This window comes from Thalassotalea agarivorans (genome assembly GCF_030295955.1).
In the GTDB taxonomy this organism is placed as follows: Bacteria; Pseudomonadota; Gammaproteobacteria; order Enterobacterales; family Alteromonadaceae; genus Thalassotalea_D; species Thalassotalea_D agarivorans.
Window position 1 is genome coordinate 2,273,045 of record NZ_AP027363.1, and the last position, 25,227, is coordinate 2,298,271.

Consider the following 25,227-nt stretch of genomic DNA (forward strand, 5'->3'; position numbering starts at 1 on the left):
TATATTTTTAACAACAAGTTAATGCGGTGGATATAACATAGCGATGGAAAGAAAATAAGGCAATAAAAAAGGCGGTAAAACCGCCTCTATTCATATTTGTTTACATAAAAGTTTTCGCTATGCGCGGCTCATAAACTTTTTATCTTCAGTATTTACTTTTACTCTGTCACCGCTAGAGATGTATTCTGGTACTTGGATAACAAGGCCAGTGCTTAACGTTGCTGGCTTTGTACGAGAAGTTGCAGAGGCACCTTTAATTGAAGGGTCTGTTTCAACAATATCAAGCTCTACACTTGGCGGCACATCAATACCAACAGCATTGCCGTCAACAATAATGGCATACATACCCTCTGTCGATTCCGTAATAAATGGAATTTGACCTTCTATTTGCTCAGAATTTAGGTTGTACGGGGTATAGTCTTCATTATCCATAAAGACATATTCATCACCATCGATGTAAGAAAACATCGCTGGACGTCGAATCAGGTCGGCCATATTAAGCATATCGCTATCTTTAAACGTGTGATCGACCTTTTGACCGGTTACTACATCGTAAATACGCATTCTATATAAACTACCGCCTGCTCGTCCCTGTGGAACGCTGCGTTCGATATCTTTGACAATATAAACACCGTTATTGAATTCTATCGCCTGATTCTTTTTTATTTCACTTGCCTTTGGCATAACCGTTCTCTCATAAAATGTGATGCGCAGAAGATAGCATACTCAACTAAAACCACAAAATTGAAGATTTTCAAGATAAATCCAACTTTTTTGCCTTTGCCAACGACTGTAGTTAATAACACTAAAAAATAGGACATCGTAATGCACTTACTAAAATCAATAGCTATTGCCGCAACAGCATGCACAGTCGCCATCGCATCGGCTCAGCAACCCCTTAAAACAATTGAAGAAAATACAACAATTACCCGCTCTAACAACACGGTAGAAATTACCGCGCGACAACAAGGCAAAGAGAAAAGCATTACCTACAAGGTCAATGGTAAAACCTTTACTCATCAGCAGTTAACTGAGGCGCAACAACAAAAACTCAATGACATTCAACAAAAGCTACATATGGCTGAAGCAAAGCTCGATGTTAGCGAACATGAAATGGATATTGTTATTGAAAAGCTAGACAAAAAAGTCGCACAGCTCGACGTTGAAATAAAGCAGTTAGAAGACGCTAAAGTTGAAATTGAATATACGTCAGTTGGACACAAGGAACTTGATGAAATCCACCAACGCCTAGACAAAGAAACTGAGCAGCTCGAGAAAGTGATTGAAGTAAAGGAAATTGAAATCGCAGAAATTGAAGCGTCATTGCCTGATTTAGATGAGCAACAATTTGACGAGATAACCAAGCTAACAGAAGCATTGCATAGCGAGTTGGTGGCTATTGCTGAGACCTTGTAAGCGTTGACGAAAAATGCGCTAGAATTAGCTCTGTCAGATAAACTATCTTAATGTTAGAGAGCTGCCGATAATCAAAATAGGGACACACAATAAGGTTGTGCGCCTCACTTATCGCAAATTCATTATTTAGCCATTTGAGTGAAGGTAAATTGAGTGATTTTGCATATTGCCTGCCCATCACAATATGCAGTTGTTCGCTTTGTTTGGAGGTATCTGGCGCCGTAAAAAACAAACCGGTTTCACTCTTGTTCTGCAGTAATCGTTGGTCGCGATAGCTCTGCCAACGATCATACTGCTGCGAAATAGTGGCAATAACGCCATCAGTTTTTGATGAAAGGCAAAGTTGTGACGACAAAGCAAACATCACTTTCGCATAAACATTAAATACCTTGCGCCAGCCATTACCGCATGCTTGACCAATCTCATTAATATGACCTGCTTGCAACTCGCGTACCGAGCTAAGTTGATTATAAGGCGTTAGTTGTGGTGTATTGGCAATGTAAACGCAAATGCGCGCGTCGCTTTGACCTAAGCCGATAGTCTGTTGTGTCATTGCAAAAATGATTTAATTAAGTATGGTGAACATACTACGCTTTATTAGAGGCAAATTACTATTTTAAACACAGTTTTAGTTTTGTGGGCATCGTTTATATCCTCCAATGGAATCAACGTAGACGGTGAATGCGTACAAGTACCTCGTCAAGACAATACTGCTATTTGCACCTTTACTAACGCAAGTGAAACTGCGCCTTATCAGGACTACAAAATATCGGTCAAACAACCAGGTAAAATCACGAAATTGTTCGAGCAAACCTACGCTATTACCGTACCAGGGCATGTCTTTTTTAGTAATGGCGGGCGCTTAGTCGTATTTGAATTTGCTGAAGAGGGACATCCTCAGTATTGGATTTATGCCACAGCTGACGTGCTTAAAGGGAATATAGACGACATGGTGTATTATTTTGAGCGTTATGAGCTTAAATACATCGAATCGCTAAATGATGATGGTACCTTAGTTTTTGCTGTGCAATGTCATGAACAAGGCGAAGACACCTGCAAAGAGCAACTCAATATATACACAGCGCAAAAATAAAAAGCGCCGAAGCGCGCTTTTTGTTAATCTTTAAAATCATCCAGATAGTCTTTGGGCGGCGGCGTCCAACCTCGCTCGGTCGCATTATGTTTATCTAAACGATTGGCTTCCATCGCCGTTTTAATGGTTTCTTCTAGCGTCATAAACATGGTGCGATAGTCTTGCCCAAATTTTTCACCCTCTGTCCGTTTTTTCCACTCGTTATACAGCTCATCAGACGCGTTGTTTTCAACGGTATTAAACGCATGCTTTTTCTGCTCAATATCAAAGGGATGAAAACCTAAATGAGTTAAAGCAGATGCTCCCATTTCGAGCGCGGAAAAATAGGTTTCAGCGACAATAATATCAGCACCTTGATCTCTCAATTCGTAGGTATGGCCTTTATCGAATGAGCGCGCAAGAATTTTAACCTTAGGGTAACTGTGCTTAATATGATGCGTTAAGCTAACAGCCTCTTCTTTATCATCTATGGCAATAACAATCATGTCTGCCGTTTCAATACCTGCGGTATGAAGCAAATCTGGACGACTGGCATCACCATAATAGGACTTAATGTTGATACTGCGCAGGTTTTGCACTTGCGTGGCTTGTCTATCCAACACCACCGTATTAATACCATTGGCGGTGAGCATTCTATTGACGATTTGGCCAAAGCGTCCAACGCCAGCAATAATGACCGTTCCTTTGTGCATATCTTGATCGTATTCGCCTTGTTCATTTGACTGTAGCTCGTAGCGACGCAATATCACTTTCTCATACAAAATGAATAGCAGCGGTGTTAGGAACATTGATATGGCGACAACCAACTGCAGCATACTGGCAAGTTCATTCGACAATACATTGTTTTGCAGACTAAAACTGAGTAGAACAAAACCAAATTCACCTACTTGTGCAAGGCTTAACGCAAATAGCCATCGGTTGCTGCCTTTAACTTTGAATATGATCGCCAGCACATACAAAATCGCACCTTTGATCAAGATAACGGCCGCTGTAATGACTAATATCGGGGTTAAATTTTGCGATAAAATATCAAAATTAATTCCTGCACCTACTGTAATAAAGAACAAGCCGAGTAAAAGCCCTTTAAATGGCTCTATATTGGTTTCTAATTCATGTTTGAACTCACTATTTGCCAGCACCACACCCGCCAAAAAGGTACCGAGTGCAGGCGATAATCCAACCAGGCTCATCAGCGCGGCAATACCAATAACAAGCAGCAATGCTGTTGCTACAAATATTTCTCGCAGCCCCGAATTCGCAACATATTTAAATAACGGACGACTTAAGAAATGGCCACCAAAGATAACTGCTGAAATACTGGCGATAATAGCAAGGCCATATGCCCAACTCGGCAAGCCTGCTACTAGACTTAACTCTTCATGATGTTCTGTCGCTGTCTGTAGCGATGAAGCGGCTTCAACCAGCTCAGGTAAGGCAAGCATGGGAATAAAGGCAAGCATAGGTATGACCGCAATATCTTGCATCAACAGGACCGAAAATGCGCTTTGTCCGCCGGAAGATTTATTCAGCCCTTTTTCGTTGAGTGATTGCAAAACGATAGCGGTAGAAGATAACGAAAAAATTAAACCTATCGCTATCGCAACGGTAACGGGTTGACCAAATGCCAGTGCAATCGCCATTACAATGACCACTGTTAGCGACACTTGTAATCCACCTAAGCCGATCAACTTGGACTTCATATTCCATAGCATTTTTGGCTCGAGCTCTAAGCCCACCAAAAATAACATCATCACCACACCAAATTCAGCGAAATGCTGAATAGCCGTGGTTTCTTGCCCAACTAAGCCAATAACAGGACCAATGATAACACCGGCAATGAGGTAACCTAAGACGCTACCAAGTCCTAGCTTTTTAGCTAAAGGTACGGCAATAACAGCGGCAAAGAGATAAATAAAGGCTTGAATAAAGATAGAAGTCATTACTTGTTCTCCTCTGTTGTAGAGGCAATAACAGCTTCTAAATCATCGTTAATTCGTTGCAATTCACTGGCTTTGCTAAGGTCGACTCGCCCTTGATGTAATGCGGTAAGCAAGGCGACATAATCGCCAACATGTTGTTGTACGCGCCCCTCTTCTACAGCGGTGCGGCTGGCAAACAAAGCAAAAGGCGGAAGATATTTCATTCCGGTGAGATTGGCTGTTTGCTCAAGTGGTTGCAATAACTCCCGAATAGTAAAGTGATTATAACCTTGCGCTCGATAGGCCTTTTCGGCGCCACCAGCGGTTAACGCACACATAAAGGTTTTACCGTGCAATGCCGTGCCCTCGCTGCCATAAGCAAACCCATATTCAAGCACCAAGTCTTGCCACTCTTTTAAGATTGCAGGTGTTGAATACCAATAAAATGGAAATTGAAACACCACAATATCGTGGGCGTTCAATCGCTGTTGCTCTTTATCTATATCTATTTTGAAATTTGGATATTCGCCATACAAATCAACGACGGTAACAAAATCGAGTTCCTTAGCCGCTTTGAACATGGGTCGATTGACCTCGGAACGGCTTAAAGAAGGGTGAGCAAACAAGAGTAAAATCTTATTATTTTTCATGGCAATACCGATTGTTATAGGGGTATCAATCGATTATCGCTTATGTAGCAAAAGTTGCAAGTTTAACAGAGAAGCTAGCGCGTCGATTAACGGCAAAAATCTGAGAAGCCTCCAGGCATCATAGATTGCTGCTTTAAACGTAAATCTCTAATCGCTTTTTTGAGTTCGTTTTGCTGTTGCTTATCGGTTGTGCGTTCCAGCTCTTGTTGCAACGACTTTATGTCTTTCATTGTTTCAACCGCAGGTGGCACATAGCCAGCATTTTTTAGCATTTGATAGCCAGCCCGCAAATGTTTGGGTGCTCTGAAATAATCATCGAAAGACAATGACTCTCCACGATACGCATTGTTTTCAAGTTCAATGTCTGTTTGCTTTTGTTTGCGCCAAGCGCTAATCACATTTTCGGCAAGTAAAGACATATAATACTCCACACAATTATATGGAGATATTTTACGCAATTCCTTTAATATTTACCGTTGTATCTGGTTACCCCATGTAAAAAGATGTAAAAAAGCGGCCATTAGGCCGCTTCAACAAACGCGTTTGAATTAAAACTGTGGCAGCAATACGCTGTCGATTACCCAAACAGTACCATTGGTGGTTTTCACGCCGGTACAGCCTGTCACGAATGAAGACTGGTTAACCATCGGCTTGCCCTTGTCTAAATAGAAGAACAAATCACTACCTAGCAGTGTATTGATTTTGCGTGGGAAGAACGCTCTGCGTGGGTCAAAGCGCTTACCAATCACGTGATACTGCAACACAGCAGTTAACGTTGCTTGGTCGCCCACCAGACCGTTGAACACGTAGTCTGGTAGTGCTGCAAATGCTTCTGACGTTGGAGCGAACACAGTCAGATTACCATCAGCTTGTAGCGCTTCTGCAATCGCTGGGTCTGCTAGCGTGACTGCTGTTACAAGCGTATCTAAATTAATACCTAGGCTTGCTAGGGTTTCCGAATCTGTTGCAGCGTCAAAAATAGTACCTGGATATTCAATAGGCTTTTCTTTCAAACACTGAAAATATTGACCTCTAAAGTTTTTCGCTTCAGAGAGTGGGGATGCAAGTAGAGTGATAGCCACGACTGCGGCGGTAATTAACTGTTTCATAATAGACCTTTGTGTTTCAATCAAGTTCATGCCTGTCACTGACAAGCGAGTTAACATAACAAACGACCGCCGACTACCATTTGTTTTTCTGTCAATACGCAACATTTACTATTTAGATCACCACTGCTTTTGTTTAGAAACTAAGCTATTGATTAACTTAGCCTTATATAAACTGTCGTAACAACAGTGTCTTTCCAAATGCATGAACTATACTTTCGAAAGCATCATTGAAGAGACGTTTAGGTGAAAATAACAAATTTAAAGGATTCTACTCAGGGTGATAGGCGTACAATATCCGTTGATATCGGCGGCTTTGATTTGTTTTTTAACATGCCCACCAACTTTGGTCGGGTCGACAATGCCGATCCTTTTGTAGCAGCAGCACTGCTGCCTGCAATGTATAAAGGGGAAGATATTCATCTTGCTTTAGATTTGCCTATATCGCAGCGGTTGCTGAGCAACCTAAAGCAACTGCAAGACATATATGTGCAATGGTGGCCCGAACTTTCAGTGATTAATATTGATGTTGAACAGACTACCGTTTTGCAGTTGAAAAACAGCGAAACAGCCTCATTTTTCTCCGGTGGCGTAGATAGCTTATACAGCTTTTATGCTCATCAAGATGACATCGATTACTTACTCTATGTTGAAGGCATAGACATCCAACTGGACAATACGACATTATCAACTCAAGTGCATCAAGCGAATCAAGCGTTTGCCGATAAACATGCTACGCCGCTCATTTACGTGCAATCAAATATTCGTTATCTGCCTCATCATTTTGGTTTAAGTTGGAAAAAATATTACTGTGGTGCAGGATTAGGCGTAACAGCCATGCTTCTTGGCATAGGCACGGTACTCATACCTGGCAGCCAACCAATTATTGACGTTTATCCCGACGGTACAACGCCTGTGACTGACCCTTTGTATGGTAATGGTGCGACAAAGGTGTATTACGATAGCGCATTGGTGCGCCATGAAAAAATCGCCTACCTTGCAAAGCATCCTGATGCAATTGAGTTGCTGCGTGTATGTTGGATGGACAACGGTTACAACTGCGGCGTTTGTGAAAAATGTGTTCGAACAAGACTTATCTTTACCCTGCTTGACATCACAAGTCCGACGCTAACCCCCTTGTCGTCGATGAAACCTGTTCTTGCTTGGCGGTTACGCAGTGTTGAGGATTTTAAAGTGATAGACCATTTATTGCATGCCGCCGTGCCAAAAAAGGCGTATAAAATCGCCCTAACACTTTATTGGTTGAAACTCAGGGAAACATGCAAAAATGCATTGGGCAAAATGGAAAGGAAACTGTTTGCTGGCAAGCTAAAACGATTCATTCGTACTATTTTGCCAGCATAAATGGCTAGCCCATTTGCGATTGAAGGTAGTTTGCTAAGCCAATTTTATCGATCAAACCTAACTGTTGTTCCAACCAATAAGCATGATCTACTTCGGTATCATTAAGCAAGGTTTGCAATTGATCACGAGTAACGTAATCTTGCTTTGATTCACATAAAGCCATTACCTCTTTGAGTTTTTTATCTACCGCATACTCTACATCAAGGTCACTCTTTAACATGGCTGGTACATCTTGACCAATATTAATACCTGAACGAGTGCTCATATCAGGGACACCTTCAAGAAACAAAATACGCTCAATTAAGACTGAAGCATGCCCTTTTTCATCGTCAAATTCATGATCAATTCGTTCAAACAGCTTTTCTAAGCCCCAATCTTGATACATTCTTGAATGAATGAAATATTGATCCATTGCCGCTAGTTCAAAAGCAAGGAGCTCGTTTAAACTATCAATAATTTGTTTATCACCTTTCATAACGCCTCCTATAATTGCGATTGAATATATTTTTCCATACCAATGTTTTCAATTTGATATTGCTGCACTTCTAAAAAGTCGATGTACTCTTCTTCGCCCTCTAGAATTTCTACTAATATGTCTCTACTGACATAATCCTGTTGTTCTTCACAGTAAGCGATTGCTGCTTTTAAAACAGGTAATTGATCTAACTGAAAGCTATAGTCGCAATCCAACATCTCTTTGGTTTCTTCACCTATAGCTAACTTCCCTAGTTGCTGCAGATTAGGCAAGCCTTCTAAAAACAAGATGCGTTCAATCAACTTGTCTGCTTGTTTCATATCAAGTATGGATTTTTTATAGCACTTATCGTTTAACTGGCTAATACCCCAATTTTTATACATTCTGGCATGCAAAAAGTATTGGTTGATTGAAGTGAGCTCTACAGTAAGCACTTTGTTTAAATGAGAAACAACTTTAGCTTGCGATTTCATTGTTAGGTCCCTAAGTCTCGATCTAGTAAAGTATAGATATATTTAACGACATTTCAAAAAATATCAATAAAAACAACACTTTGAGAATAGGAATGATTATCAACATCACTTTTAAGACAAGTACATTAATCCATGTACTCAACGACATTGATGTTTTAAAAGTATTAACGAATGGGAATTGGGTTGTAAGGTGTGTTTAGCCGACGTTTTGGAACAAGCTTTCGTCAATGATGGTATCGTCAATAACTTGCTTGGCAGCTTTAACGCAAATACCACAATCGGTAGATACGTCGAGATGAGCTTTTAATTCACGCACACTACCAACACCTTTCTCTTGAACAAGTGCTGCTATTTGCTTATCTGTAATACCTCTACAAAGACAAACGTACATGATTAAATCGACCTCAAATAAATAATGAGGGAAGTTTATAGAAGGCAGTATAGGAAATCAAGTGATAATTATTCTTATTTACATTTATATAATTAATCAGATACTTAGCAGTCGTTAAACATAAAATGTGATCTGTTCAGTCTTCTATAATGTAAAAGTTAGCTAAACTTTCACATACTAAGGATTCGTTATGATCAACGCATATGCTGCCCAAGAGCCTAATGGCGCCCTCTCCCCTATCAGTTATGACCCTGGTGAATTAGGTGCCCACCAAGTTGAAATCGAAGTAGACTATTGTGGTATCTGCCATTCAGATTTATCTATGATCGATAACGAATGGGGTTTCACCCAATACCCTGTAATTCCAGGCCATGAAGTCGTTGGTCGAATTTCCGCGTTAGGCGAGCATGTCAATCATTTAGTCATCGGGCAAGTGGTTGGCTTAGGCTGGCATTCAGACTACTGTAACACCTGTGTTTCTTGCGCCAGTGGCGATGAAAACCTCTGTCAACAAGCGGTCCCTACGATTATGAGCCATGGTGGTTTTGCCGATAAGGTTCGAGCAAATGAAAAAGCCGTTGTACCCTTACCAAAAGGCTTAGATATCGAGTCTGCGGGACCACTGTTTTGTGGAGGCATTACAGTATTTAACCCGTTAGTACAATTCGATATTAAGCCAACAGATAAAGTAGCTGTCATCGGTATTGGTGGACTTGGCCACTTAGCGTTGAAATTTTTGAACGCTTGGGGATGTGATGTTACCGCCTTTACTTCGACTGAAGCGAAAGCAAGCGAAGCTATTGAGATGGGTGCTCACCAAACGTTGAACTCTAGAAGTGCCGAAGACATCGAAGCCGCGGCCAATCGTTTTGACTTCATAATTTCCACTGTTAACGTCAAACTTGATTGGAACCTGTACTTAGGTACGTTGAAACCAAAAGGTCGCCTGCATTTTGTCGGTGCAACATTAGATCCAATTGATATTGGCGCATTTGGACTCATTGGTGCACAAAAGCAAATATCTGGTTCGCCGGTTGGCAGCCCTGCTACCATCGCACAGATGTTAGAGTTTGCGCGACAGCACAATATAGCACCTCAAATTGAGCGCTTTAAAATGAGTGACGTTAACGACGCTATAGAGCATTTAAAATCAGGCAAAGCACGCTACAGAATTGTACTAGAGCGATAATCAGGCTAACCGGACTAGCTTATTATTCCCATAAAAAGAAATAGAAAAGGCAGCTAATCGCTGCCTTATTGATAACGCTTAAATTATCGATATTTACTAAACAGATCGTTTACGTAACCCTAACATCAGCAGTAATGCACTAAACAAACCAAGAGTTGCTGGCTCAGGCACCGGCTCGCGCACGATTTGCACACCGCCAACACCATCTGCGCCATACGCCGCTAGGGTATTCGTTGCTACAAAAACGCCAGCACCCGATGTCCTATCAAGCGAAATGGTATCGCCAGCTGAAGTAAATCCAAACAAAGTACCTTCGAAAAAGTTTAAACCGTAGACATTGTTGAAACCAATGTCGCCTAGCAAGGTTCCTGAACCATCTGACGTATCTAACGTCCACAAACTATTCGATGAACCTGAATTAGATGTCAAAAATAGCGTACCACTACCATCAAATGCGATATCGCCAGCAGAGCTGTAACCTCCACTACCAATTAATGTGGTGATACCGTTACCGATATCGACACTATATAGGCTATTCGATCCTGTTCCGTACAAGGTACCATCACTAGCGAAGGTGAGACCGTTTAAGCCAAAACCCGTGTTACCAATGAATGTCGTTGATGCGTCAGATGTTGATATTTCATATAGGTCACTACCACCGGTTACGCCGTACAATTTTCCTGTTAATGGGTTCATCGCGATATCAAACATCACACCTGAGCTACCGATAAAGGTGACCGAATTATTGTTGGTGTCTAAATCCCATAGACCACCATCACCTGTGCCTATTAACGTCGCTGAAGTATTTCCAGTAAAGGCAAGCGTGACAAGACAAATTAGTATTTTAATTATCCTCATTGTTGCTCCTTGTTCTTAATGTTGTGAGCACAACTAAAGTGCTCGGCACTAATGAGCAACAAATGTACCAAAGAAACTTTTGCTATTTTTTTCAACGAATTAGAAATGTACCTCAGTTAGATGAGGGAAATGTGTAAAACTAATCGACAGTTGCGCTAAGCCAAACAGGTGGCTGGCGTTTGCGCCAGGTGGCAAACTTCATTTTATCTTCGCGATAGAAGTTACGGTAAGCATCAACGGCATTTTGTTTTACTTTATAATCATCCGGCATCGCTTGCGCGAATTCAGTTAGGCCCTTTGATTCGTAGGGGTAATCCAATATCTTCTCCAACACTGCCATAGACTTATGGTCTGTCGTTTTGTCGTAGCGGTACTGATACTCTGTGTTCAGCGCACGTGTTAGCTCAACTAACCATAAAAAATTGTCATATGACTCTTCCACCCATAACACACATGGGTGCTTAGCATGCGTTGACTTATATGGTGTGCTAAAGCCTTTTTTGTTTAGCGCCGTGCAAAGCAACTGCACGCTTTCAAGAATCATTTTTACAACATGCTGGTCGCAGTGATACTGCGCGCAGCGCGTTATGTCTTCATCAAGTATAAAAATATTCATGGGTTTTTCCGCGTCTTTTCATATTTTACGGCGCTATTAGCAAAAAAGATTACATCAATAAGGATGGTTGCCGATGGAATGACAACCTAGTGTTAACACACTGCTCACACTTTTTTGATGATAAGACCTTGTAACTCAAATTTTAAAACACTACAGTAGCGACACAGTGATTATTGATAGTAGATAAGCGCGAATAGACGCTATCGCTCTAAAGCATTTTACGAGAGTGACAACACTTCATGCAGCAACACATTTTAATGGTGGAAGACGACGAAGATTTAGGTCAAATCTTGCACCAATTCTTGGAAGCCTCTTCTTACAAAGTAGACTGGATAAAAAGTGGCGAAAAAGTTTTACCATTTTTATCGTCGCAATCGCCAGATATTATTCTTATGGATGTTCAATTGCCTGTCATCAGCGGTATAGAGCTTACAAAAGCGATTCGTAAAACAAGCGATATCCCGATTATTATGGTGACCTCAAAAACGGATGAAGTTAGTCGCCTTATTGGTTTAGAAACTGGCGTAGATGATTATGTGTGTAAACCATTTTCGGCACCAGAACTCATTTTACGTATCAAAGCAATTCTAAGAAGAACGTCTTCAGTCAAAGATGTCAAAGCTGATTCAGATATAGTATTCGTTGATAAAAACCAATTGTGTGTAACGTATCAAGAACAAGCAGAAAAATTGACCTTACTTGAAGCAAATCTATTGGATTTATTGTTGTCCTCTCCTCATCGCATTTACAGCAGAGAGCAAATCCTCGATTTAGCCTATAACAATGACAGGCATACTAGCGATAGGACTATCGATAGTCACATTAAAAATGTGCGCAAAAAGCTAGAGAAAATCGGACTAGGTAAAAACGTAATAGAGTCGGTATACGGTGTTGGTTATCGATATGTTAAGAGTTAAATAATGAAGTATATCGATACAAAGCTTAAGCAGTTATTAGTCATAGTTACCTTAATGGTAATGACTTTCATACCTTCTACAAGTATTGCTGAAGAAAAGAAAGCAACAAAAGAAGCCTTGGTTGAGCAGCTTGCCAAACCTGAAAATATTAATGCTAAACGTATTCCAATCTTAGTAGAGCTGGTCAAGCTTTGCTGGCTTAAATGCCCGTTAGAAGCTGAATTATACGGCACAGAAGTGCTTTCATTGTTAAAGCAATACCCCGATCCAGTTCAAGAAACAAAACTACTCGTCTATTTGCCTCGCATCTACCTAGATAGAGGAGACACTGACACAGCATTTAGAATGGTCGAACAAGGGATTTCCGTAGCCACAAAATCCAATGATGATGAAGGCCTAGCGCTTATTTTATATAACAAAGCGATTTACTACTATAAAAATGACGAGCTTGTACTTGCTTTAGATATCTATCAAAAGTTAGAAGCGACATACAAGCGCTCGGAAGATCAGCAAGCGCTAGGGAGTGTCTACAACAACCTTGGCAATATTCAACGCAAACTAGGCAACAATGGCAGCGCACTAGAATATTATGAGCTTGCTGCGAGGCTGCAACAAAACAACCCAAGAAAAACATACTATGCCAATACCCTAATGAATATTGGAGATTTATATAGTAATCAAGGAGACTATCAGCAGGCGCTATATAACATTAATCTTGGTATGGAGCATTTAAGTGCCACTGAGGCGCCGTTGCAATTTGGAGAAGGACTATTACGACTTGCCAATGTTTATGGCCGATTAGGTGATATTGAAAAGGCGACCAATTTTTTTGAACAAACACAGCAGATCTCTAAAGAAAATGGTTATCAGCGTTTATTAGTTACTACTTATTATTACGAGATTATTCTTGCGCTTAACCTAGGCGACGTGGATTATGCAGAGCGTGCCATATCTAATGCAAAGGTAAACTTTTCAAATAAGCTTCCTCCGTATTACCACAATGCACTACGTTTTTTTGAATCGCGGCTTGCTGCTGAACATGGTAATTGGCAGAAAGCAGAAGAATTAGTGCAGCCACTACTAGACGATAAATTATATGAACAGCGATTTTATCGCTCATTAGCCTTATCTGCACACGTTGTGCGTATAAAAGAAAAACTCGGAAAGTTTGAGCAAGCAAACGAAATATTAACGGATTTTTTTGAGCAGTATCGAGAAAACGTCAAAGCTAACAAATTGAGTCTTGCTCAGCAGTATTCTGAACTTTATAAGGTCAGAGAAAAAGAACGTCAAATTGCTGTACTGCAAGAACAGTCAGCGAAGCAACAAGTGCAAGCACTTCTTGATAAGCAAGAGAAACGTCAACTCATCTATTTGCAAGTAGTACTGGTAATACTGGTGATTGCCGCCTTATTATTTGGCTTTCAAAGGCGCAAAGCGCTGCAAAAAGAAGCCGCTTTAACCAAGCAATTAATCGAGAAAAAGAACCAAGCATTGGCCGATATTTGCCATGAATTAAGAACACCATTTAGCGTACTTAAACTGCAAATTGAAGCGCTGTTATATAACATAGAAACCGATACAGAGCTTGCCCACAATCGTTTGTACAACAAAATTAATGAACTCACGACACTAATCACAGATATCGACCAGTTAGCTAAGGCCGATGCACTTGTATTCGATATGGATAAACAGCCTACTAACGTATGGCAGCTGCTTAACGAAAGCACGAGTGAACTTGAGGCATTGTTTGAAGAAGCTAATCTTGAGTTTGTCGTTCGAAATCAGTTGAGTGAGTCTCAAATGGCTACGGTTGACTATGCGCGCATCAAGCAAGTCGTTACTAATTTACTCACTAATTCGCTTCGCTATACCGATGCGCCTGGCAAGGTTGCTATTGCAGCACAAGTTATCCAAGGAGAACTAGTGCTTACGGTCGACGATTCTGCGCCCGGTGTACCAAGCGATCAATACAGCGCGATATTCGAGCGGCTGTTTCGTGTTGAAAAATCAAGAAGCAGAAAGACTGGTGGTTCTGGTTTAGGGCTATCTATTAGTAAGAGCTTAATCGAATTGCATGGTGGCCAGATAGCGGCAAAAGCTAGTCATTTAGGTGGCCTTTGCATCACGATACGCATGCCAATATAAAAAACGCGAGCAAATCGCTCGCGTTTATCTCATTACTGCGCGTCTTGCGGTGTTTCTTTTAACACCGCAACAAGCAATGCGGGCAAAAAGGTTAGTGTGATTAAAGTCGACACTAAAATACCACTCAGTACGATAACACCTACACCTCGATAAAGTTCAGTACCCTCACCGGGGATCAACACCAAGGGGGCTAAACCAAATATGGTCGTAGCAGTTGACATCAGTATTGGCTTTAAGCGTTTTTCTAACGCCATCATAACCGCTTGTTTTACAGCAATGCCCTGCTCTAAAACAAAGCGGCGGGTTTGATCAACAATCAATATCGGGTTGTTAACTACGGTGCCCAATAAGATCAAAAAGCCCAGCATGGTGATCATATCAAACGGCAAATGAAAGCTACTTAAGCCAACCGTTGCCATCAGCATATTAACACCGTTAACGGCGACTAAACCCAAAAGGCCCCCTGCCATTCCCAGCGGAACTGTCGCTAAGATAAACAACGGATATCGCCAATGCGTGAAAATAGCAACAAGCAATAAGTAACAAAGCACGAGCGCAATAATAAAATTACTAGAAAGCGAGGCTTTGGTTTCTTCCAATTGATCCGCTGCGCCACTAATACTCACCTTAATACCTTGTGCTATTTTTCCGTCTTGCCAAAGTGCGGGTAAAAGCTCTTCTCTTACCTTTTGTTCTGCAATTTCTAACGCAACATCTCTTGGCGGGATAATGTAAACAGATACAGTTCGATTGCCGTCAACGCGTCTTACTGAATTACTGTTTTGACTCTCTACCAAATCGGCTAAGGCATTAAGCGGTAGCACATTGCCTTGCGGTGTTACTAAAGGCGTATCTGCCAGTTGTTGCAGCCCTTGTTGATTGCCCGCGCCGCTGAATAAGAATATGTCGACCTTATCGTCACCCAAAATAAACTCATCGACATAAGCACCATCACTCATTGCAGCAACTGCATAGCCAAAATCGTTATTGTCGATATTAAGCTCCGCCAGTCGTTGCCAACGTGGTTTTATCTCTATTAGTGGCTGATCAAGGGTGAGTGAACCTGGATCTGAGTTGATTTGAGGGTTGTCGAACACCAGTGACGCTTGCTGATATACCGCTTCTGCCGCTTGATACAATTCATTGATGTTACTGCCCGCGATATCAACAGCTACCGCTCTTGTACCACCGTCGTTACTCGAAATAATTGAGCCACGTGAAGAAAACGCGCGCATATTGTCATAACTTCTAAATTTGGTGGTGATCGCATCCATCATCGCATTGATGTATTTAGGATCGCTTGGCGCACTTAAAAACCATATACGACCAACAGACACTGACATGGAATAGTATTCCAATGGCGGCATGTTGGTTTCACCGTTAAGAAACGTCTGCTCATCAGCCTCGATAAACGCATCAAAATAGGTGCGAAGTTCTTCACCTATTATCGCCATTTGTGACAAGTTATAACTGGGCGGCGCAATCATCATTGAAAACGCTTTAGGTTCTTCCCCTTCAGGTAAGTATTCTGCCGCGGGCATTAATGCATAAGCCGCGCCTAAGATACCTACAATAAAAGCGACGGTTACAAGGCGCGCACGCTCTTTAGTTTTAGTAAAAGCTTTCGCCCAAGATAACCAGCGCTTAGACAGTTCGAACTGTTTACCTTGTTTTAAATCTTCTTTTTTACTTAGGTGGGCAAGTGCCACAGGTACGACAAAAATAGCCACTAACATAGACGCAATAATGGCGCCTGAAATTGCGATAGCAATGTCAGAATAAAGCTGACCTGCTTCTTGTTCTATAAACAAAATAGGCGCAAATACTAATACCGTTGTTGCCGTAGATGCTAGCACTGCAGGCCATACTTCAGTCACACCATTAATTGCTGCCTCAATTTTACTTATGCCACGCTTTTTAGCTTGGACGATAGACTCTAAAACAACGATGGTATTGTCGACTGTCATCCCAATAGCAAATGCGACACCCGCAAGGGATATAACATTGATGGTGCGCCCAAATGCCATTAACGCGAGGAAAGCTGCAATCGTACACAGCGGAATACCAAGTACGCCAACCAAGGTTGCTTTGCCGCTACGCAAAAAGAAATACATCACTAGTGTGGCTAACAATGCGCCCAAGCCAAGGTTGGTCCATACATTTTCAAGCGAGCTTTTTACATACTTAACATCATCACTAGTCAATTTCAGCTCTAAGCCATTTTGCACCAGTAAAGACTCATTGATTTCCTGTACGATAGGTAACATGGCTTCTTTTATGGCCAATACATTAGAGCCACTTTCACGGCGCACCGACAGGCTCAATGTGCGTTCACCATCTTTAAAAGACAAACTACGCGTTTCAAAATGATCCAGGGTTACAACAGCAACGTCCTTAAGACGGATATTGGCATTGTTTTTACGGCTAATGATCAATTCTTCAAGCTCGGATAGTTCCTCAAAGCGCCCTATCACTCGCAACAAATAGCGGCTCTTGCCACTTTCAATATCACCTGCTGAGGTATCTTTGTTTCTTAATCGAATGGCTGAGCGTAGCTGCACTAAACTAATGCCGCGTTGCGCAAGTTTATTAGCATCGACTTTAATCTGTATTTGCCTTTGTGCACCACCACCAACGCGTACTTCCGAGACGCCTGGCACGCTTTCCATACGCGGTCTAATAAAGTCTTCCGCGAAATCCCTAAGCATATCCATATCGAGGTTTAGTGGGTTTCCAGATTGCGGTTTTAGAGAAAAATACATGAAAGCATTGCCAGAAAATGAGCTCGCGAATATTCGCGGTTGATCGACATTTTCTGGGTAGGCCGGTACTTGGCTTAGCGCATTATTTACCCGTATCAATGCATCATTTTCATCAACACCAAACGGAAACTCCAATTCAATAGAAGCGCTGCCCATTTCTGCATACGAAATCATACGCTTCAAGTTAGATAAACCACGCAGATAGCGCTCTTGTTCTATTAAAATTTCTTTTTCAACATCCTGTGGTGTTGCGCCTGGCCAACCTGTTTGTACGGTAATGGTTCGCACTTCAAGGTCAGGGATCATTTGTACCGGAATACTGAGTGCAGCAACCAAGCCCATAATGGTGCTAATTAACACGATAACGGCAACTAATATGCCGCGATTAACCGCTTGTGTGATCATTACTTAGCGTCCTGCGTTGCTGTAATTGTTACCTGAGTATTGGCCCGCAATACAGCGACACCCGAAATGATAATCGGGTAATTTCCTGGTGCACCTGAAACAGCAACCGAGTTATCCTTTTGCTCAACGATAGTGACCGGAAAGTTTTTAGCTTTGTTGTCAACAACAGCAAAAATGCTGCGACCACCGTCTGGGTGTTGCTTAATGGCCGATTTAGGTAACCAGACAACATTTTTTGAGCCACTGGCAATATTCATGCGCACTTGCGCCGACATACCCGGTAACAGGTTAGAGTTTGCTGGCAAATTAGCCCATGCACTAAATGCCCTACTGCCACTATCAGCAACTTTAACAATCGCATCTAGCTTAGCATTTATAGGATCAGCGCCAATTACATCAGGTAGCAGTATTACAGGAATGTCACCACCTTTTAGTGCCGTATAATATTGTTGTGGAATAGCCACTTTAACTCTTAACAGTGTTTGCTCTACCAAAGTAAACACAACACCCTGTTGCGTTACCCACTCACCTACATCAATATTTCTGGTTGCAATTACACCATCAAATGGCGCTACCAGAGTATGTCTTGCTAACTCTTCTTGTTGATGCGCCAATACTGCATTCGCTCGCCCTAACTGCGCGGTTGCAATAGCGACACCCGAGCGGCGCTCGCCAATGGTGGTTTTAGCTGCAACCTCTTTTTTCGACAACTCTAACACTTCTTGTAATAAGCGATTCGCTTCAGACAGATTAGCTTTCGCTGCCGCCACGTCGGCCTCACGCTCGGCGACCATCAATTTTGCTAACTTGTTATCCAATACCAGTAGCGGTTGGCCTTTTGTCACTGTGTCGCCGGCATCTACCAGCAACTGCGCTACAACGCCAGATTGCAAAGACGCAAGTCTTGCGTGTTGCTTAGCTTCAACAGTACCTGACAATGTCACCACATTAGCTGACTGAGTAGCAACAGGTTCCACCACGGTAACGCTGGTAGTATCACTTGCAAATGACAACCCACTGGCTGCAGTTAAAAAGAAAAGAGTAAAAAATTGGCGCATAGAGATAGCTAGTAAACTTTGTTAAATAATAATTATTATCAATAAGATAGGATATATCGACACAATATTCACCTTTTATCAGACAAATTGCGCCTTTTTTGCTGTCAGCGACAAGAATTCAAGAGCGTTTCAAAAATGGCTATTTTTATTCCGTCGAGTAATAGTTAAAAGCCGAACTCAATGTCTCACAGAGTAATTTTTGATTGTGCTTTTGCCGCGTGACATTAAGTCCGTTAGGTTATCTGTGCATTCCGCGAATAGGATAATTGTTTTCAGGGTTTCGTATCCAAGCTAAGCCGTTTACTAAGGTTCTTAGTTCTGGGCGAACAAAGGGGTTATTGGAGTAATCAACCACTTGAATAGTGCCTTCGCTGTTAACGACAAACAATGCGGGCTCTGCAAAGGGATGATCTGTTTCTTGCGGTGAGCGCGGATCAGAAATGTAGGTACCCAAGTCAGTCATCTGCTGAGTTGTTAAACCAAAACCTAGAGGAAAATCTAACTCTAAACGGGACATATGTTCACGAAGTTGTGCTTCACTGTCGCCGGAGGCAGCGACTAAATCGACACCTATCTCTGCAAGCTCTGCTTTAAATGTTTGTAGCTGATTTAAATATTTAGTGCATAGTGGGCAGTGTCTGCCGCGGTATATCACCACCATTTGCCAATCTAAACCATGTTGAGGTTGCCCTAAGGTTAAACTGTCGCCGCCCCTAACGGTGACTTCGATTGACGGAAACTTAACCCCTGGATGTAATTTCGATGTGTAATCTGAGCTCATGCGCACTCCTTAATAAAAATCACTTTTTATACTAGTCAAGCTTGTTAAAAAAGGCATAAAAAAAGCAGCTAAATAAGCTGCTTTTTAAGATGAACTAACATTATCAATGTCTTATCTAACAATCGTCATCTCATCTACGATGTTTTGTGCACCGTCGATCTTTTCCATTGTCCACAGCATGAATGGCACGCTGGTATGAATAGCACGATTGTATGTCGGGTTGTAATCCCAATCACCAATAATAGACTCATAAACACCATCAAACACTAGGCCAACAAATTCGCCTTTGCTATTTAATGTTGGAGAACCTGAATTACCACCGGTAATATCTAAGGTAGAAAGGTAGTTAACAGGCACAGAGTCTAAACTCTTACGGTAGTAGTTGCCGTAGTTTTTGTCAGCAATTGCCCTGCGAATATTCTCAAACAAATCAAATTCATGATCGCCAGCAATGTATTTCGCTAACATACCTTCAAGCGTAGTAAATGGTGTTGCAACTAGGCCATCTTGCGGCGAGTAACCTTTTACGTTACCAAAGGTAATGCGCAAAGAACCATTTGCATCAGCATACACTGGCTCGCCTTTACTTTGTTTAAAGGCGATCATTGCAGACATAAACTGAGGGCGAATTTGAGCAAGCTTACCCGCAAGTTCTTGTGCTTGTTTTTCTAGTTTCGTATCGTTTTCATACTGAGAAACAGCATACTGAATGTAAGGGTCTTTGCTTTCTTTGAATGCTTTAACTGGCTTTTTCATCCATGCTAAACGCATCGCTTCTTCGTCAAGCTGAGTATTGCTATGCATTGCATCAAGTTGTTTCGCTAGCTTTGCAGCGTCAAAACCTTTGTCTAAACCAAAGAATTTATCAAATGCTAAGTTACGTTCTGCCTTAGGGAATTGTGCGTATTGTGCAATGAAATGAGCAAGCACCGCTTTATCAACTTCGGCATCATAGCGACGATTAACACGCTTCATACCTTGTGTGAAACGATTCATATCACGCTCTTGGTAGCCCTGTTTACGCTCCGCATCCGGCTTTTCATTTTCATGAGCCAAACGATACAAACGTTTAGAAACGCCCATTAAATTAGTACGACCGATATACGCTAGGATCAGCCCGCGTGCCTGGTTCTCTTGGCTTTGCAAAATTAGCGCGTTAAGTTCGTCAAGTGTTTTGCCATATTGGCGTTTACGCTCGCTTGATGCATTTACCCAAGCTTGCAGCTCTGCTAATTCATTTTGCTTGCGCTGCAACATGTCGCCTTTGCTAAAACTTTCCATCATTGAGCCGTAGTTTTTTGCATAATTGGCTAAACCAGCTAATGTGCTTTCATATTTGATACGCGCGTCACTGCCTTCAGGTGCGACTGTTTTAATGATATCGATATACTCTTCGCGATAGCGCTTAGCTGTTGGGTAAACCCATGTAAACTGATTTTCAACTTCTTGAGCTGTACGGTATCGGTTTGTTCTACCAGGGTAACCTAACACCATAACGTAGTCGTTTTCTTCTACACCGTTGGCGTTAACTTTTAAGAATGCTTTTGGTTTAAATGGTACATTGTCTTTTGAATAATCCGCTGGCTTACCATCTTTGTTTACGTAAGCGCGATAAAATGCCCAGTCACCTGTATGTCTTGGCCACATCCAGTTGTCAGTGTCACCACCAAACTTACCAATACTTGACGGCGGCGCATAAACTAAACGTACATCACGAATGGCTAGCTGTTTAATTAGGAAATACTCCAAACCACCATGGAAACTATATACTTCACAACGATAGTCTTGTGATGTTTCACATGCTGCAACAAGCGCTTTTTCATTAGATTCAATCGCTTTGAAGTACGCTTCACCCTTTACAGATGCAGGAATGTTACCGGTGACTTTATCTGTCACGTTTGTCAATGACTCAGTCACGTATACGCGAGAGCCTGGCGCAGCCTGCACTTCTTCAGCCAAAGATTTTGCTACAAATCCTTGCTCTAGCAAGTTGTTATCTTCAGATGAATTGTATTGGATTGAACCGTAAGCACAGTGATGGTTTGTTACCACTAAGCCTTGTTCTGATAAAAATGAAGCGGTACAGCCACCTAAACTAATAATGGCATTCATTGGGAACTGATCTAGGTTCTGCATTTGCTTCGGGTCTAACGCTAACCCTGCTTTTTTAAGTTCAGCGCTGATATCTTTTAGTTGATGCGGTTGCCACATACCTTCTGACGCTTGTGACTGTGCAACAAACGCAAACGATATGAAAGACAATGCCTTCAATAGTTTTTTATTAATCATAATGTTTCCTAAAAGTACGTCCAATGTAATTTAGAATCGTCCTTGTTGTCAGGGAATGGATATGTTTTGTGATATTATCACACTATCTTTAACTTTATAATCGAGTCACCAAACAATGTTTAGTCAATTGCGATAGAGCGATAAGTTTTAAAGTTAAGGTGTCGTGTTTTCAAATAAACCAGCTAATACATGACTTTCATTTGAATACGTCTGTATCTTAAACAAAAGGTGAAGGTTAAAACAAATCACCTACATTGTTGCTATGTTCATTTACCTTTACAGAATCGGCGCTAATGGTATAACTCGTACCTACAGGTTCCGTGCCATCAACCAAGGTAAGGTTGGTTGTTAAAATTTCTTCTTTTAACTTGCCCTGTACAGTTACAGAAATAAAGGTTGATAACTCGGGGAAACTAATCGGTTGTTTGATTTTTACAAAAACAATTTGATTCGGTGGCGGCGTAGGCTGGTGAATACAGGCGCCAACGTATGGTACAAGCAGGAACTCTGACAGCTTCTTTCCTTGCCATTCGATTGGCAACACAAAACCTTGTATTTCAACGTTTTTATTTACAATAACCGGATTAACCGACATATTTTGCGCTTCCCATTGCGCTATAATTTCCAAGCGTTTCTTTAGCAATCCGTCGACATCAACGTTTAACGCTTTAAGCGAACTTCTTGCTTGCTCATATTCTTGTTCTTCGCCTGGGGTAACAGGCACGTTAGCATCGCGTTTGTCTTGATAAACAACAACGATACTAAGTAGCTCTAGTACGTCCATTTCTAGATCCCAAAAAGGATCATCTATTTGCTCATAGTTGACGTGTTGATTCAGTACCGAAAAATCAACCGGTTGGTAATCAGTGGCGTTGGTCGCGAAACAAAAGCCTGCAATAAAAACCAACCATAAGCGTTTTAACAACATAACAATTCCTAACTAAACTCGTACTGACATACCATCGGCTAAGGTATAACGATAAATCTGAATACTTGGCCATAAACTGATAACTAATGAACATGCTGCCATAGCCATTACTAGTTGCAGCTCATAACCACTTAACGGGGTAATACTAATAAATATACCCAAGCTCGACAACAACATAGGTTTAATCAATAACAGTGCGCCATAAAGGGTGGCGATACCTAGGCCAATGCCAAGTGCAACGATAACCAGTGCTTCTAACATCATCAAACTAAAAATGTGTGTCGGTCTTGCACCAATGGCTCTTAATATCGCCATTTCTCTTCGGCGTTGTCCTAAACTAGAGAGCAATATAATCAGCATACTGCTCAGTGCAATCGCAACAACAATCAAAGAGAGCACAAACAATACTTTTTCAACCATACTCATCATCGACCATAGTTCTAACAAGGCAACCCCTGGCATCACCGCCATCAACGGTTCGTCGGAAAAATCGTTAATAAATGCCATAACAGACAAGGCTTGTTGTCGCTGTTGCAAGCCAATATAAAAGCCCGATATCTGCTCCGATGTTAAATGGTTGTGGTGTTCATGCGAATCATGTCCTTCATCGTGAGATTGGTGATGCTCTTGACTCTCAATGCGCCCTTGATGGCTAAGAGCATGCTCATCGTCATATGCATGATGTTTATGTTCGCTATGTTGGTGATGATCATGGTCGTGATGACCTTCACTCGTAGCGTGCGGCTCATGGCTATGATCGTGCCCATCATCATGTGCTTGGTGTTTATGCCCGTCATGTTGATGACGATCATGGTCGTGATGCTCATCACTGTCAGCGTGGACAGTATGTGAATGCTGTTTTACTTGTTCGTTTTGCGACTGCGCTTTCCTAGCTTTGAAATTATCAAGTCTAGATCTAAACGGATCAGCGCCGCGCTCAAACGCTTTTTGCTGAACATGTAATTTATCTAGGTCAGCTAAATCTGCAAACAAACTTTTATCAATGGGCGTTGACGTCGGCGCTAGGATGCCAACCACATGAAAGGCGTGTGCATCATGGGTCATATAACTTTGTCCTTCGCCATGACTTAAGGTAATTTTGTTGCCCAATTGATAACCTAACTGCCTTGCTACTTCTGCCCCTAATACAACATCTAGTGGCTGTTCAAACCAATGACCTTGAGCGGCGCGTAACGCTTGTCTATTGCCATATTGGTAATGCAATAAATAGGTTTCGTTAGTACCAACAACTCGATACCCCCTGTGCGAGTCTCCCAAACTATATGGTATCGACCATTTTACTGCTGGTAGTTGACTGATTTTCTCAAAAGAATCTGTTGATATACCACCTGTTGCCGTGCCCATTTGAAAGACGGACGAAAGCAAGAGATTTACTTGGCTCGTTCTACCGCCAACAATCAAATCGACGCCGGAAATTGTCGAGGTGAAACTATCTTTAACTTGGGTTCTGATTTTTTCTACAGATAATAGCAATGCCGTGCTTATAGCGATCGACACAATTGCAAGTAGGGTTGCCGACTTTCGATATCTAAAGCTCTTTAGCGTTAACGTTACAACATTCATGATGTGCTTCGCTCAGGCTGTGTTAGTAATAATCGACTTTCCTGTTTGTCTTGGTCATGCATCAGTGTCCAAGTGCTATCAAATCGCTCTTTAAGTCGGGTGTCATGGCTGACAAACAATAACGTTGCGTTACACGCTTCAATTTCAGTAAACAATAAATCCAGAAACGATTCGCTCACTTCATGATCGAGCGACGAAGTTGGTTCATCTGCAATAATGATATCTGGTGAACCTATCAGTGCTCGCGCTGCTGCAATACGTTGTTGTTGGCCAATACTTAATTGCCCAACCGGCTTATTAAGGAGTTGTTGGTTAGATAGCTCAAGCTTGGCTAGTAGGCGTATGGCTTCTTGCTCAAGTGAGCCTGATTTTGCTATCGCTTTTTGCGCGCGCTGTTTTGAAAATTTACATGCCAGTACAACATTTTCTATTGCCGTTAGATAAGGCAGTAAATTAAACAACTGAAAAACCACGCCAATGTGATCTGCTCGAAACTGATCTCGTTGACCACCTGATAAACTAGAAAGTTGACTTCCCAACACTGATAGTTGTCCTGAATGGGTACGATTGACGCCACTAAGCAGACTAAGCAGGGTTGTTTTACCACAACCACTCGCTCCTTGAATAAACACTTTTTCGCCTTTGGTCACTGTTAAGTGGTCTATCGACAACGTAAAAGACGAAGATTTTGGCCACATAAATACTATGCTTTCAGCCTTAATCACATTGACCTTGGTCATATAATGCCCTTGCGGTTTGCACCTATAGTTTTTAGGTAACAGAAATAACGATTATATCGAGAGA

The 25,227-nt window shown here is 41.7% G+C and carries 24 protein-coding genes; 6 read left to right on the top strand and 18 right to left on the bottom strand.

Features of this window, described 5'->3' with window-relative positions; translation table 11 throughout:
- Positions 1 to 117: 117 nt before the first annotated feature.
- Positions 118 to 684, bottom strand: a complete 567-nt coding sequence (efpL, locus tag QUD85_RS10420; RefSeq protein ID WP_093328143.1) for an elongation factor P-like protein EfpL — start codon at positions 682 to 684, stop codon at positions 118 to 120.
- 141 nt (positions 685 to 825) lie between these two features.
- On the opposite strand from efpL, the gene QUD85_RS10425 reads away from it, so the two are divergent.
- Positions 826 to 1,416 (top strand): hypothetical protein, encoded by a 591-nt coding sequence (locus QUD85_RS10425; protein WP_093328142.1) that lies wholly within the window; start codon positions 826 to 828, stop codon positions 1,414 to 1,416.
- Here QUD85_RS10425 and QUD85_RS10430 read toward each other — a convergent pair.
- Positions 1,397 to 1,969 carry a DUF6942 family protein gene (locus QUD85_RS10430; protein WP_093328141.1) on the bottom strand — a complete coding sequence of 191 codons (573 nt, stop codon included), beginning with the start codon at positions 1,967 to 1,969 and terminating at the stop codon, positions 1,397 to 1,399. The two genes, QUD85_RS10425 and QUD85_RS10430, sit on opposite strands and share 20 nt — an antisense overlap.
- 81 nt (positions 1,970 to 2,050) lie before the next feature.
- On the opposite strand from QUD85_RS10430, the gene QUD85_RS10435 reads away from it, so the two are divergent.
- A complete protein-coding gene (locus tag QUD85_RS10435; protein ID WP_093328139.1) occupies positions 2,051 to 2,509 on the top strand; it encodes a hypothetical protein in 459 nt (152 codons plus the stop codon).
- 23 nt (positions 2,510 to 2,532) lie between these two features.
- Here the strand turns inward: QUD85_RS10435 and QUD85_RS10440 are convergent, their stop codons facing one another.
- The 4 genes from QUD85_RS10440 to QUD85_RS10455 all read right to left on the bottom strand — a co-directional run bounded on the left by QUD85_RS10440 (position 2,533) and on the right by QUD85_RS10455 (position 6,187).
- Positions 2,533 to 4,449 (bottom strand): monovalent cation:proton antiporter-2 (CPA2) family protein, encoded by a 1,917-nt coding sequence (locus QUD85_RS10440; RefSeq protein ID WP_093328138.1) that lies wholly within the window; start codon positions 4,447 to 4,449, stop codon positions 2,533 to 2,535.
- On the bottom strand, positions 4,449 to 5,078 hold the full coding sequence (locus QUD85_RS10445) for an NAD(P)H-dependent oxidoreductase (protein WP_093328136.1): 630 nt from the start codon (positions 5,076 to 5,078) through the stop codon (positions 4,449 to 4,451). The genes QUD85_RS10440 and QUD85_RS10445 overlap by 1 nt, the downstream gene beginning before the upstream one ends.
- Before the next feature lie 86 nt (positions 5,079 to 5,164).
- Entirely contained in the window at positions 5,165 to 5,497 is a 333-nt protein-coding gene (locus QUD85_RS10450) for a DnaJ family domain-containing protein (RefSeq protein WP_093328135.1), read from the bottom strand.
- Positions 5,498 to 5,626: 129 nt separating this feature from the next.
- The gene (locus tag QUD85_RS10455; protein WP_177168848.1) at positions 5,627 to 6,187 is read right to left on the bottom strand and encodes a fasciclin domain-containing protein; all 561 of its coding nucleotides are present in this window, start codon (positions 6,185 to 6,187) and stop codon (positions 5,627 to 5,629) included.
- A 243-nt stretch (positions 6,188 to 6,430) separates the two neighbouring features.
- Between QUD85_RS10455 and QUD85_RS10460 the strand changes: the two genes are divergently transcribed.
- On the top strand, positions 6,431 to 7,549 hold the full coding sequence (locus QUD85_RS10460) for a hypothetical protein (RefSeq protein WP_093328132.1): 1,119 nt from the start codon (positions 6,431 to 6,433) through the stop codon (positions 7,547 to 7,549).
- Between the two features lie 4 nt (positions 7,550 to 7,553).
- Here QUD85_RS10460 and bfr (QUD85_RS10465) read toward each other — a convergent pair whose 3' ends face one another.
- From bfr (QUD85_RS10465) to QUD85_RS10475, 3 genes are all read right to left on the bottom strand, one after another.
- Complete coding sequence (gene bfr, locus QUD85_RS10465; RefSeq protein WP_093328130.1) at positions 7,554 to 8,024, bottom strand: bacterioferritin; 471 nt, start codon at positions 8,022 to 8,024, stop codon at positions 7,554 to 7,556.
- 8 nt (positions 8,025 to 8,032) lie between these two features.
- A complete protein-coding gene (gene bfr, locus QUD85_RS10470; protein WP_093328128.1) occupies positions 8,033 to 8,497 on the bottom strand; it encodes a bacterioferritin in 465 nt (154 codons plus the stop codon).
- A gap of 196 nt (positions 8,498 to 8,693) precedes the next feature.
- The gene (locus QUD85_RS10475; RefSeq protein ID WP_093328127.1) at positions 8,694 to 8,888 is read right to left on the bottom strand and encodes a (2Fe-2S)-binding protein; all 195 of its coding nucleotides are present in this window, start codon (positions 8,886 to 8,888) and stop codon (positions 8,694 to 8,696) included.
- Between the two features lie 190 nt (positions 8,889 to 9,078).
- Here QUD85_RS10475 and ahr point away from each other — a divergent pair, with 190 nt between their 5' ends.
- On the top strand, positions 9,079 to 10,077 hold the full coding sequence (ahr, locus tag QUD85_RS10480) for an NADPH-dependent aldehyde reductase Ahr (protein WP_093328125.1): 999 nt from the start codon (positions 9,079 to 9,081) through the stop codon (positions 10,075 to 10,077).
- Between the two features lie 96 nt (positions 10,078 to 10,173).
- On the opposite strand, the gene QUD85_RS10485 is transcribed toward ahr, so the two are convergent.
- Together QUD85_RS10485 and QUD85_RS10490 are read right to left on the bottom strand one after the other, a co-directional pair.
- Positions 10,174 to 10,935: a PEP-CTERM sorting domain-containing protein gene (locus QUD85_RS10485; protein ID WP_093328124.1), complete on the bottom strand. Its 762-nt coding sequence runs from the start codon at positions 10,933 to 10,935 to the stop codon at positions 10,174 to 10,176.
- Between the two features lie 139 nt (positions 10,936 to 11,074).
- Positions 11,075 to 11,551, bottom strand: a complete 477-nt coding sequence (locus QUD85_RS10490; protein WP_093328122.1) for a pyrimidine dimer DNA glycosylase/endonuclease V — start codon at positions 11,549 to 11,551, stop codon at positions 11,075 to 11,077.
- Positions 11,552 to 11,790: 239 nt separating this feature from the next.
- Here QUD85_RS10490 and QUD85_RS10495 point away from each other — a divergent pair, with 239 nt between their 5' ends.
- Together QUD85_RS10495 and QUD85_RS10500 are read left to right on the top strand one after the other, a co-directional pair.
- Positions 11,791 to 12,468 (top strand): response regulator, encoded by a 678-nt coding sequence (locus QUD85_RS10495; protein WP_093328120.1) that lies wholly within the window; start codon positions 11,791 to 11,793, stop codon positions 12,466 to 12,468.
- 3 nt (positions 12,469 to 12,471) lie between these two features.
- Positions 12,472 to 14,616 (top strand): ATP-binding protein, encoded by a 2,145-nt coding sequence (locus QUD85_RS10500; RefSeq protein WP_093328118.1) that lies wholly within the window; start codon positions 12,472 to 12,474, stop codon positions 14,614 to 14,616.
- A 32-nt stretch (positions 14,617 to 14,648) separates the two neighbouring features.
- Here the strand turns inward: QUD85_RS10500 and QUD85_RS10505 are convergent, their stop codons facing one another.
- The 7 genes from QUD85_RS10505 to QUD85_RS10535 form a co-directional block, all read right to left on the bottom strand.
- Positions 14,649 to 17,783 carry an efflux RND transporter permease subunit gene (locus QUD85_RS10505; protein ID WP_093328116.1) on the bottom strand — a complete coding sequence of 1,045 codons (3,135 nt, stop codon included), beginning with the start codon at positions 17,781 to 17,783 and terminating at the stop codon, positions 14,649 to 14,651.
- A complete protein-coding gene (locus QUD85_RS10510; protein WP_093328114.1) occupies positions 17,783 to 18,841 on the bottom strand; it encodes an efflux RND transporter periplasmic adaptor subunit in 1,059 nt (352 codons plus the stop codon). Before QUD85_RS10510 ends, QUD85_RS10505 begins: the two co-directional genes overlap by 1 nt.
- Before the next feature lie 238 nt (positions 18,842 to 19,079).
- A complete protein-coding gene (locus QUD85_RS10515) occupies positions 19,080 to 19,622 on the bottom strand; it encodes a redoxin domain-containing protein (protein WP_093328113.1) in 543 nt (180 codons plus the stop codon).
- A 111-nt stretch (positions 19,623 to 19,733) separates the two neighbouring features.
- Positions 19,734 to 21,911 carry a S46 family peptidase gene (locus tag QUD85_RS10520; protein WP_093328111.1) on the bottom strand — a complete coding sequence of 726 codons (2,178 nt, stop codon included), beginning with the start codon at positions 21,909 to 21,911 and terminating at the stop codon, positions 19,734 to 19,736.
- 235 nt (positions 21,912 to 22,146) lie between these two features.
- Positions 22,147 to 22,839, bottom strand: coding sequence for a DUF3299 domain-containing protein (locus tag QUD85_RS10525; protein WP_093328109.1), 693 nt, complete (start codon positions 22,837 to 22,839; stop codon positions 22,147 to 22,149).
- Positions 22,840 to 22,851: 12 nt separating this feature from the next.
- Entirely contained in the window at positions 22,852 to 24,423 is a 1,572-nt protein-coding gene (locus tag QUD85_RS10530) for an ABC transporter permease (protein WP_093328108.1), read from the bottom strand.
- Positions 24,420 to 25,148: an ATP-binding cassette domain-containing protein gene (locus QUD85_RS10535; protein WP_218139582.1), complete on the bottom strand. Its 729-nt coding sequence runs from the start codon at positions 25,146 to 25,148 to the stop codon at positions 24,420 to 24,422. Before QUD85_RS10535 ends, QUD85_RS10530 begins: the two co-directional genes overlap by 4 nt.
- Positions 25,149 to 25,227 lie beyond the last annotated feature (79 nt).

Bases quoted from the DNA above. Each gene is read 5' to 3' on its own strand.
- efpL (WP_093328143.1), bottom strand. From the start codon at position 684: ATGCCAAAGGCAAGTGAAATAAAAAAGAATCAGGCGATAGAATTCAAT.
- QUD85_RS10425 (WP_093328142.1), top strand. From the start codon at position 826: ATGCACTTACTAAAATCAATAGCTATTGCCGCAACAGCATGCACAGTC.
- QUD85_RS10430 (WP_093328141.1), bottom strand. From the start codon at position 1,969: ATGACACAACAGACTATCGGCTTAGGTCAAAGCGACGCGCGCATTTGC.
- QUD85_RS10440 (WP_093328138.1), bottom strand. From the start codon at position 4,449: ATGACTTCTATCTTTATTCAAGCCTTTATTTATCTCTTTGCCGCTGTT.
- QUD85_RS10445 (WP_093328136.1), bottom strand. From the start codon at position 5,078: ATGAAAAATAATAAGATTTTACTCTTGTTTGCTCACCCTTCTTTAAGC.
- QUD85_RS10450 (WP_093328135.1), bottom strand. From the start codon at position 5,497: ATGTCTTTACTTGCCGAAAATGTGATTAGCGCTTGGCGCAAACAAAAG.
- QUD85_RS10455 (WP_177168848.1), bottom strand. From the start codon at position 6,187: ATGAAACAGTTAATTACCGCCGCAGTCGTGGCTATCACTCTACTTGCA.
- bfr (WP_093328130.1), bottom strand. From the start codon at position 8,024: ATGAAAGGTGATAAACAAATTATTGATAGTTTAAACGAGCTCCTTGCT.
- bfr (WP_093328128.1), bottom strand. From the start codon at position 8,497: ATGAAATCGCAAGCTAAAGTTGTTTCTCATTTAAACAAAGTGCTTACT.
- QUD85_RS10475 (WP_093328127.1), bottom strand. From the start codon at position 8,888: ATGTACGTTTGTCTTTGTAGAGGTATTACAGATAAGCAAATAGCAGCA.
- ahr (WP_093328125.1), top strand. From the start codon at position 9,079: ATGATCAACGCATATGCTGCCCAAGAGCCTAATGGCGCCCTCTCCCCT.
- QUD85_RS10485 (WP_093328124.1), bottom strand. From the start codon at position 10,935: ATGAGGATAATTAAAATACTAATTTGTCTTGTCACGCTTGCCTTTACT.
- QUD85_RS10490 (WP_093328122.1), bottom strand. From the start codon at position 11,551: ATGAATATTTTTATACTTGATGAAGACATAACGCGCTGCGCGCAGTAT.
- QUD85_RS10495 (WP_093328120.1), top strand. From the start codon at position 11,791: ATGCAGCAACACATTTTAATGGTGGAAGACGACGAAGATTTAGGTCAA.
- QUD85_RS10500 (WP_093328118.1), top strand. From the start codon at position 12,472: ATGAAGTATATCGATACAAAGCTTAAGCAGTTATTAGTCATAGTTACC.
- QUD85_RS10505 (WP_093328116.1), bottom strand. From the start codon at position 17,783: ATGATCACACAAGCGGTTAATCGCGGCATATTAGTTGCCGTTATCGTG.
- QUD85_RS10510 (WP_093328114.1), bottom strand. From the start codon at position 18,841: ATGCGCCAATTTTTTACTCTTTTCTTTTTAACTGCAGCCAGTGGGTTG.
- QUD85_RS10515 (WP_093328113.1), bottom strand. From the start codon at position 19,622: ATGAGCTCAGATTACACATCGAAATTACATCCAGGGGTTAAGTTTCCG.
- QUD85_RS10520 (WP_093328111.1), bottom strand. From the start codon at position 21,911: ATGATTAATAAAAAACTATTGAAGGCATTGTCTTTCATATCGTTTGCG.
- QUD85_RS10525 (WP_093328109.1), bottom strand. From the start codon at position 22,839: ATGTTGTTAAAACGCTTATGGTTGGTTTTTATTGCAGGCTTTTGTTTC.
- QUD85_RS10530 (WP_093328108.1), bottom strand. From the start codon at position 24,423: ATGAATGTTGTAACGTTAACGCTAAAGAGCTTTAGATATCGAAAGTCG.